Origin of the sequence: Pseudomonas sp. 21615526 (genome assembly GCF_013386245.1) — a bacterium.
Lineage (GTDB): Bacteria > Pseudomonadota > Gammaproteobacteria > Pseudomonadales > Pseudomonadaceae > Aquipseudomonas.
The window spans coordinates 1-10,233 of record NZ_JACAOM010000092.1; the positions used below are offsets into that span (position 1 = coordinate 1).

Annotated in this window: 2 protein-coding genes; both read left to right on the forward strand. The window is 62.7% G+C overall.

Annotated features, from left to right (window positions below; all coding sequences use genetic code 11):
- On the forward strand, nucleotides 1-4,263 hold a 4,263-nt coding region (locus HX786_RS24240; RefSeq protein WP_178912689.1), incomplete at its 5' end, for a non-ribosomal peptide synthetase.
- A 10-nt stretch (nucleotides 4,264-4,273) separates the two neighbouring features.
- A partial coding sequence (locus HX786_RS24245; protein WP_178912690.1) for a non-ribosomal peptide synthetase occupies nucleotides 4,274-10,233 on the forward strand: 5,960 nt, incomplete at its 3' end.

Consider the following 10,233-nt stretch of genomic DNA (forward strand, 5'->3'; position numbering starts at 1 on the left):
GTGCTGGCGACCCTGGCCGATGGCAGTCAGCGGCTGCTGCTGGTGATCCATCACCTGGCGGTGGACGGCGTGTCGTGGCGCATCCTGTTCGAAGACCTGCAAACCGCCTACGAGCAACTGCAGCAGGGGCGTGTCGTGGCACTGCCGGCCAAGACTTCGTCGGTCAAGGCCTGGGGCGAGCGGCTGCTGCGTCACGCCAGCAGCGAGCAGATGCATCAAGAGCTGGATTACTGGCAGCAAGCGTTGCAGGGCGTACCTGCAGCACTGCCGTGCGATAACCCTCACGGTAAACAATTGAATCGTGACGCGCAGGTGGTGCACACGCATCTGGACAAAACGCTGACTCGACAGCTGTTGCAGCACGCTCCGGCGGCGTACCGGACTCAGGTCAACGACCTGCTGTTGACGGCGTTGGCGCGGGTCATCAGCCGTTGGGCGCAGACGCCTTCGGTGCTGGTGCAGTTGGAGGGGCACGGCCGCGAGGAGTTGTTCGACGAGCTGGACCTGACCCGCAGCGTGGGGTGGTTCACCAGCGTATTCCCGGCGAAGCTCACCCCGGCGGCCGATATCGCGGGTTCCATCAAGCAGATCAAGGAGCAACTGCGGGCGATCCCTGAAAAGGGCCTGGGTTTTGGCCTGCTGCGTTACTTGGGGGATGCCCACGCGCAATCGGTGCTTGAAGCGTTGCCGACACCGCGTATTACCTTCAATTACCTCGGTCAATTCGATAGCAGTTTCCAGGCGCAGGACGCGTTGTTCATGCCAGGCCGCGAGCCTGCCGGGGCCGAGCAAAGTCCTGAAGCGCCACTGGGCAACTGGCTGGAAATCAACGGCCAGGTGTACGACGGCGAGCTGGACTTGAGCTGGACCTTCAGCCCGCACATGTTCGATGCACAAGCCCTCAAGGCCCTGGCCGATGACTATGCCGGTGAGTTGCAAGCGCTGATCGAACATTGCTGCCTGCCGTCCACCCAGGGTGTGACCCCTTCGGACTTCGCCCTGGTGCAGTTGACCCAGCAGCAACTGGAAGGGTTGCCTGTACCCGCAGGGGATATCGAGGACATCTTCCCGTTGTCGGCCATGCAGCAAGGCATGTTGTTCCACAGCCTTTACCAGCAGGACGCCAGTGATTACATCAACCAGATGCGCCTGGATATCGATGGTCTGGACACAGCGCGTTTCCGCGACGCCTGGCAAGCGGCGGTGGATGCCCATGACAGTCTGCGCAGCGGTTTTATCTGGCAGGGGGAGTTGGACCATCCGCTGCAGATCATTCGCAGGCAGGCGCCGCTGAGTTTTGTCGAGCACGACTGGCGTACTCGTCCCGAGCTGGCGGCGGCGCTGGACGCTGCTGCCGCTGCCGAGCAGGCGCAGGGTTTCGATCTGGGCGAGGCGCCGTTGCTGCGCTTGACCCTGATTCGTACGGGCGAGCAGCGTCATCATCTGATTTACACCCACCACCACATCCTGATGGACGGCTGGAGTAACTCGCAGTTGCTGGGTGAGGTGCTGCAACGCTACAGCGGTCAACATGCGATGGCGCCGGTCGGCCGTTATCGTGACTATATGGCGTGGCTGGCATCCCAGGATACGGCACGCAGTGAGCTGTTCTGGAAGGCTCAGTTACGCCCTCTGAGCGAGCCTACCCGGCTGATCCAGGCGTTCGGCGCCACGCCTGTGCCGGTGCAAACAGAGCCTGCCTACGGTGACTATCAGCAACTGTTCGACGCCGCCGGTACCCATCGCCTGAACGAGTTCGCCCGTCAGCACAAGGTCACGCTCAATACCGTGCTTCAGGCCGCCTGGCTGGTGTTGTTGCAACGCTACACCGGACAGCAGACCGTATGTTTCGGTGCCACGGTCTCGGGGCGCCCGGCCGATATTCGCGATATCGAGCAGCAGGTCGGGCTGTTCATCAATACCTTGCCAGTGATCGCCGAGGTTCGTGCCGAGCAGCCGATGGGTGAGTGGTTGCAGGTGTTGCAGCAACAAAACCTGATGCTGCGGGAGCACGAGTACACCCCGTTATTCGAGATCCAGCGCTGGGCCAGCAGTGCCGCCGATTCGCTGTTCGACAGCCTGCTGGTATTCGAGAACTACCCGGCTTCCGAAGCGTTGCGCCAGGCGGCGGTGCCCGAGCTGAGCTTCGGCCCTGTCGACAGCCAGGAGCGGACCAACTACCCGTTGACCCTGGCGGTGGCGACCGGCGAGACCCTGGCGATTCACTACAGCTACCTGCGCGCGTCTCTGGCCGCCGAGCATGTACGCCAGATCAGCCTGCACCTGGAACAACTGCTGGAACACATGCTGGCATTGGTTCCGGGTGCCGCAGTCGGCGAGTTGCAACTGGTGACGGCCATCGAGCGCCAGCAATTGGTGGATGACTGGAACTGCCGTGATACGCGCTTCAGTACCACCACTTCGATCCATCAGTTGATCCAGGCCCAGGCCCTGCGTGCACCGGATGCCGTGGCCTTGATGTTTGCCGAGGAGCAACTGACCTATGGGCAACTGGATCGGCGTGCCAACCGCCTGGCCCACAAACTGATCGATCAGGGTGCCGGGCCGGACGTTCTGGTGGGCATCGCCCAGGAACGTGGGCTGGGCATGGTGGTTGGGCTCCTGGCGATTCTCAAGGCGGGCGCGGCCTATGTGCCGCTCGACCCGGAATACCCGCGTGAACGCCTGGCCTACCTGATGCAGGACAGTGGCATCGGACTGCTGCTCACCGATTCGCGCCTGGCTGAGCGCCTGCCGACGCCCGTCGGGATCACGCGCCTGGAGCTGGACCGTCTGGCGCTGGACGCAATGCCCGACAGCCCACCGGTGGTCGACCTGCACGGGCAAAACCTGGCCTATGTGATTTACACCTCGGGCTCCACCGGCCAGCCCAAGGGCGTGACGGTTGCCCATGACGCCCTGGCCATGCATTGCCTGGCTATCGGCGAGCGCTATGCCATGAGCGAGCAGGACTGCGAGCTGCATTTCATGTCCTTCGCGTTCGACGGTGCCCATGAACGCTGGCTGACCACCTTGAGCCACGGTGGCCGCCTGTTGATTCGCGACTCCAGCCTCTGGACGCCGGAGCAGACGTACCAGGCCATGCACCGTCACGGTGTGACCGTCGCGGCATTCCCGCCGGTGTATTTGCAGCAATTGGCCGACTACGCCGACCAGCATGGCAACCCTCCGGCCGTGCGCATCTACTGCTTTGGCGGTGATGCGGTGCCCCAGGCGTCGTTCGAGCTGGTCAAGCGTGCGCTCAAGCCGCAGCACATCATCAACGGCTATGGCCCGACCGAAACCGTGGTTACGCCGCTGATCTGGAAGGCTGCGGCAGACCAGATGTGCGGCGCCGCCTATGCGCCGATCGGCAGCCGTATCGGTGACCGCAGTGCCTATGTACTGGATGCCGGCGGCGGGTTGCTGCCCCAGGGCCTGGCCGGTGAGTTGTACCTGGGCGGGGAAGGGGTGGCGCGTGGTTACCTTAACCGTGCGGCGCTGACGGCCGAGCGCTTTGTACCGGATCCGTTCGCTGGCTCCGGTGGCCGTCTGTATCGCAGCGGCGACCTGGTTCGCCAGCGGGCCGACGGGGTGATCGACTACCTGAGCCGGATCGACCACCAGGTAAAAATCCGTGGTTTCCGTATCGAGTTGGGGGAGATCGAGGCTCGGTTGCAGGAGCAACCGCAGGTGCAGGAAGCCGTGGTGCTGGCGCAAGAGGGCGTGAACGGGGCGCAACTGGTGGGCTATGTGGTGACTGCCGTCACTGCAGCAGACGAGGAGGTATCGGGCGCGCGGACTAAATTGCGTGAGCGGCTCAACGTTCGTCTTAAAGAGATTCTGCCGGGCTACATGGTTCCTACCTATCTGGTGTTCCTCGAAGAGTTGCCCCTGACCCCCAATGGAAAGCTGGATCGCCGTGCACTGCCGGTGCCCGACGCCAGCTTCATGCAGCGCATTTATGCCGCCCCGCAAGGCACCGTGGAGCAAACCCTGGCCGCTGTCTGGGCGGACGTCCTGGGCGTGCAGCAAGTGGGCAGGGAGGACAACTTCTTCGAGTTGGGTGGGCATTCATTACTGGCGACGCAAGCGACTGCGATGGCGCAGATGCAATTGGGAGCCAACGTCGCGCTGGACCTGATCTTCAAGGCAAGCACCTTGCGTGACTACGCAAGTGCTGTTGATGGCTGCTTGAACAGCAACCTTGAGCAGGACCTGAGCGATATGCATGACTTCCTCACCGAGCTGGAGACAAATTGAGATGGCGTTAATGGATAACATCGAGCTGGTTCAACGTTTCATCAGGCTGGCGCTGCCTCAGCGCAAGGCCTTTTTTGAAAAGTTGGCCAGCAAGGGCATGAGCCTTGGGCAACTGCCTGTGCCGATGATCCGCCATGAGTTTGAAGCCATACCGTTGTCCTATGCCCAGCACCGCCAGTGGTTTCTCTGGCAGTTGGAGCCCGAGAGCGCGGCCTACCACGTACCTGCTGCCCTGCGTTTGCGGGGTGTGCTGGATGTCGAGGCTTTGCAGCGCAGCTTTCAGGTGTTGATCGAGCGTCATGAGTCCTTGCGTACGCGTTTTGTCCAGGATGCCGGGCAGACGTTGCAGGTGATTACCCCGGCGGCGGACTTTAACCTGCCGGTGCACACCCTGGAGCCTGGCGATGCGGCCGGGCTTGAGGCGCGCATCAGTGCATTCGTCGAAGCACAGACGCGTCAGTTGTTCGATTTGCAGCAAGGCCCGTTGCTGCGGGTCTGCCTGTTGCGCGTGGCGCCGGACGAGCATGTGCTGGTGCTGACCCAGCACCATATCGTTTCCGATGGTTGGTCCATGCAAGTGCTGGTTGAGGAACTGGTGCAATGCTACGCCGCCTTCACCCAGGGCCACGCTCCGCAACTGCCGGCGCTGGCGATCCAGTACGCCGACTACGCCATCTGGCAGCGACACTGGATGGAGGCCGGCGAGCGTGATCGTCAACTCGCTTACTGGACCGCGCAGTTGGGCGACCTGCCGCCGGTGCTGGAGCTGCCCACCGACAAGCCCCGTCCCTTGCAACCGAGCTACCGTGGCGAACGCCTGGAAATTGTCCTGGATGCGAGCCTGGGGCAACCTTTGAAAGCCCTCGCCCAGCGTGAGGGGGTGACGCTGTTCATGGTGTTGCTGGCATCGTTCCAGTTACTGCTGCACCGCTACAGCGGGCAGCGGGATGTCCGGGTCGGGGTGCCGGTGGCCAACCGCAACCGGCCGGAAACCAAAGGCCTGATCGGCTTTTTCGTTAACACCCAGGTGCTCAAGGCCGAGATCGACGGCCAGATGTCGTTCCGGGCCTTGCTGGCCCAGGTCAAGCAGGCAGCCTTGGGCGCCCAGGAGCATCAGGACCTGCCCTTCGAGCAGTTGGTCGAGGCGCTGCACCCCGAGCGAAGCCTGGGGCATAACCCGTTGTTCCAGGTGATGTATAACCACCAGAGCGAAGGTCGCGGCTCCAGTGCCGAGCCCGCATTGAACCTGCCGCAGTTGACCGTCGAAGGCCTGGACTGGAAAACCTGCACGGCGCAATTTGACCTGACCCTGGACACGGCGGAGTCGGCACGCGGTCTGTCAGCCGCACTGACTTATGCCACCGATGTATTTACCGCCGAGGCCATCGAACGCCTTGCGCAGCATTGGCAAAATCTGTTGCGGGCAATCATCACCAGTCCGCACCAGGCGGTAGGAGAGTTGCCGTTGCTGGCGGCGGACGAACACCGGCGCATCCTCCAGCAGTGGAGCCCGAACCTGCGGGCATTCGACGTGAACCAGTGCCTGCACCATTTGATCGAAGCCCAGGCCGAGCGTACCCCCGATGCCCTTGCCGTCAGCTACGAAGATCAGCACCTGACGTACGGTCAGTTGAATGCGGATGCCAACCTGTTGGCGTATCGGCTGATCGAGGCCGGTGTCGGCCCTGATGTGTTGGTGGGGCTCTCTACCGAGCGCAGCCTGGAGATGCTGGTCGGTCTGCTGGCGGTGCTCAAGGCCGGTGGTGCCTATGTGCCCATGGACCCTGGTTATCCACAGGATCGTTTGCATTACATGATGCAGGACAGCAGCATTGCGTTGCTGTTGGCGCAGTCCTCTGTGCTTGAACACTTGGCGCCAGCACCGTCGATTCGTGTGCTGGCACTGGATAACGTCGTCGGCGCAGGCCAGGAACCGTCGGGCAACCCGCAGGTGGCGGTCAGCCCTGACAACCTGGCATACGTGATTTACACCTCGGGCTCTACCGGACAGCCCAAGGGCGTGCTGCTGCCCCATCGCAATGTGGTGCGCCTGTTCAGTGCCACCGATGACTGGTTCCGCTTTGGCGCGACGGATGTGTGGACGCTGTTCCACTCCTGTGCCTTCGACTTTTCCGTGTGGGAGCTGTTCGGTGCGCTGACATACGGCGCGCGCCTGGTGGTTGTGCCCCATGACGTCAGCCGTTCCACCGAAGACTTCTACGCCTTGCTCTGCCGTGAGCAAGTGACCGTGCTCAACCAGACACCTTCGGCGTTCAAGCAGTTGGTGCAGGTCGCCTGCGCTCACCCGGCCGCAGGCCTTGAGCACTTGCGCTACGTGGTGTTTGGCGGTGAGGCACTGGAGGTCAAGGCATTGCAGCCGTGGTTTGAGCATTTCGGTGATCGTTCGCCGCAACTGATCAACATGTATGGCATCACTGAAACCACCGTTCACGTGACGTATCGACCCATCACCCGGGCCGACTTGGCGAACGAGGCGAGCAGCCCGATCGGCGAGCCTATCGTTGACCTGTCCTGGTACCTGCTGGACGCTCAGCTCAACCCGGTCCCTGAAGGTTGCATCGGCGAGCTGTATGTCGGCCAGGCGGGCCTGGCCCGAGGCTACCTGCACCGTGGCGATCTGACCGCCAGCCGGTTTATTCCCGATCCGTTCCGTGCTGACGGCGCGCGCCTTTACCGTACCGGCGACCTCGCGCGTTTGCGTGCGGGCGGGGTGGTGGAATATGTCGGGCGGATCGACCATCAAGTGAAAATTCGCGGGTTTCGTATCGAGTTGGGTGAGATCGAGGCGCAACTGCTCAAGTTGGCTTGCGTGCGTGAAGTTGCGGTGTTGGCGCGGCCCGGCGTGGGCGGCCAGCAGTTGCTGGCCTATATCGTGCCGGCCGCACCGGTCTTCGACGCAGAGACCCATGATGGCCTGCGCGAGACCATTCGCCAGTCGCTCAAGGCCGAGCTGCCGGACTATATGATTCCGGCGCATGTGGTCTTTCTGCCGAGCCTGCCGTTGACGGTCAACGGCAAACTCGACCGCCAGGCGCTGCCAGAGCCTGAGCTGCAACAGCAGTCGTATGAAGCGCCGTGCGGTGAGCTGGAACAACAGGTGGCGTTGATCTGGCAAGAGGTCCTTGGGGTTGAGCGTGTCGGTCGCCAGGACGATTTCTTCGAGCTCGGCGGTCACTCGTTGCTGGCCACCCAAGTGGTATCGAGGGTTCGTCATGGTCTTGAGCTGAACGTGCCGCTCAAGGCGTTGTTCGAGCACACGACCCTGCAGGCATTCGCCCGGGTATTGAACCAGGAACCCGCCGAGCAGGCCCCCGCGTTTGTCGTGGTTGATCGTGGCTCGGCATTGCCGTTGTCGTATGCCCAGGAGCGCCAGTGGTTCCTCTGGCAGCTCGATCCCCTGAGTGGTGCCTACAACATACCGACGGCCTTGCGCCTCGCAGGCGCGCTGGATATCCAAGCGCTCCAGAGCAGCTTTGACGAGTTGCTGGTGCGTCATGAAACCTTGCGTACCACGTTTGTCCAGGACCATCAGCGCACCCTGCAAGTGATCCATGCGCCAGTGCCAATGGCGATTGTCGTGGACACCCTTGACGCCGGCACTGATCCGCACGCCGGGATTGCCGCTTATGTGCAGACCCATGCCGAGGCGTTGTTCGACCTGCAGACCGGGCCCTTGTTACGCGTGAAGTTGTTGCGCCTGGACGATGATGATCACGTGCTGGTGCTGACCCAGCATCACATCGTCTCCGATGGCTGGTCCATGCAACTGATGGTGCAGGAACTGGTTGAGCTCTATGATGCCTTCAGCAGCGGCCGCGCGCCTGAGGCCAGGCCATTGCCGATCCAATATGCCGACTATGCCGCCTGGCAGCGTCAATGGATGGAGGCCGGTGAGCGTGAGCGCCAACTGGCTTATTGGACCCGGCAACTGGCCGGTGACCAGCCGTTGCAATTGCCGTTGGACTATTCGCGCCCGGCCGAACAAAGCTTTCGGGGGGCGCAGCTGGAAATCGTCCTGCAACCCGGGCTCGGCGCTTCGCTGCTCGGCCTGGCCCAGCAACTGCGTGTGACGCCGTTCATGCTCTTGCTTGCCTCATTCCAGACGTTGCTGCATCGCTACAGCGGGCAATCCGACATCCGGGTCGGGGTCCCGATTGCCAACCGCAACCGGGTTGAGACCGAGCGCCTGATCGGCTTTTTCGTCAATACCCAGGTACTCAAGGCCGATGTGAAACCGACCCTGGCGTTCGCGGATGTCGTGCAGCAAGTCCGGCAGACCGCCCTTGAAGCCCAGGCTCACCAGGACCTGCCATTCGAACAGTTGGTTGAAGCGTTGCACCCTGAGCGCAGCCTGAGTCATAGCCCGCTGTTCCAGGTGATGTTCAACCATCAGAGCGAGGCGGCGCGCGGACAGCAGGCGACGCGCTTGCCGGGCCTGGCCATCGAAAGCCTTGAGTGGGCCAGCCACACGGCCCAGTTCGACTTGGTGCTCAATACCTTTGAAACCGGGCAAGAGTTGGCCGCCACGCTGACCTACGCCACCGATCTGTTTGCGCCGGCGACGGTCGAGCGTCTTGCCGGCCATTGGCAAAACCTGCTGTGCAGCATTGTCGCGGATCACACGCGGCCGGTTGCCGAGCTGTCGTTGCTGGGCGGTCATGAGCTTGAGTTGATTGAGCGGACCTGGAACGCCAACACCCTGGACTTCCCGCGTGAGCGGTGCATCCATCAGCAGATTCAGGACCAGGTGCAGCGTACGCCCGACGCCCTGGCGGTTATCTGGGGTGATGAGCAACTGACCTACCGCCAGTTGAACGGCCGGGCGAATGCCCTGGCCCACAAGCTGGTGGCGCTGGGTGTTGGTCCTGAAGTGCGGGTTGGCGTGGCCATGCCGCGCAGTGCGCAGATGGTCGTGGCATTGCTCGCGGTACTCAAGGCGGGCGGCGCGTATGTGCCGCTGGACCCGGATTACCCGGCCGAGCGCGTGGCCTACATGCTCAAGGACAGCCAGGCGCGGGTGTTGTTGACCCAGGCTGCGGTGGCGCTTGAGGTGGATGCTTCGATTGACGTGCTGCTTGTGGATGCTCAGGAAGTTGATGATCAGGATCTGGACGTTGCGGTCCACGCCGGCAACCTGGCCTATGTGATCTACACCTCCGGCTCCACCGGCCTGCCCAAGGGCGTGGCCATTACTCACCGCAACGTGGCGGCGCTGACCCAGTGGTCGCAGCAGGTTTACAGCCCTGAAGACATTCAAGGGGTGTTGGCCTCGACGTCGATCTGCTTCGACTTGTCGGTGTGGGAGCTGTTTGTGACCCTGGCCGGCGGCGGCTTTATCGTCGGTGCCCGCAATGCCCTGGAGCTGCCGGAGCTGGCGGCCCGAGACCGGGTACGCCTGATCAACAGCGTGCCTTCGGCGATGGGAGCCTTGCAGCGTGCCGGGCAAATCCCGCAAAGCGTGCGCATCATCAATCTGGCGGGCGAACCGCTGAAGCAGTCGCTGGTGGATGCGCTGTACGAGCATGCCCATGTGCAGCACGTTTACGACCTGTATGGCCCGTCGGAAGACACCACTTACTCCACCTGGACCCGCCGCGAAGCCGGTGGCCAGGCCAATATCGGCAGGCCGTTGGCCAACACCGCCAGCTACCTGCTCGACGCCGAGTTGCACTCGGTGCCGGTCGGCGTGGCGGCGGAGCTTTACCTAGCCGGTGAGGGCATCACCCGTGGTTATCTACTGCGTCCGGGGCTGACCGCCGAGAAGTTTGTGCCGAACCCGTTCTCGACCACCGGCGAGCGCTTGTACCGCACTGGTGACCTGACCCGTTACCGCAGTGACGGCGTGATCGAATACGTTGGCCGCATCGACCACCAGGTGAAGATTCGTGGCCTGCGCATCGAGCTGGGAGAAATCGAAAGTCGTCTGCTCGCCCACCCAGGTGTGCGTGA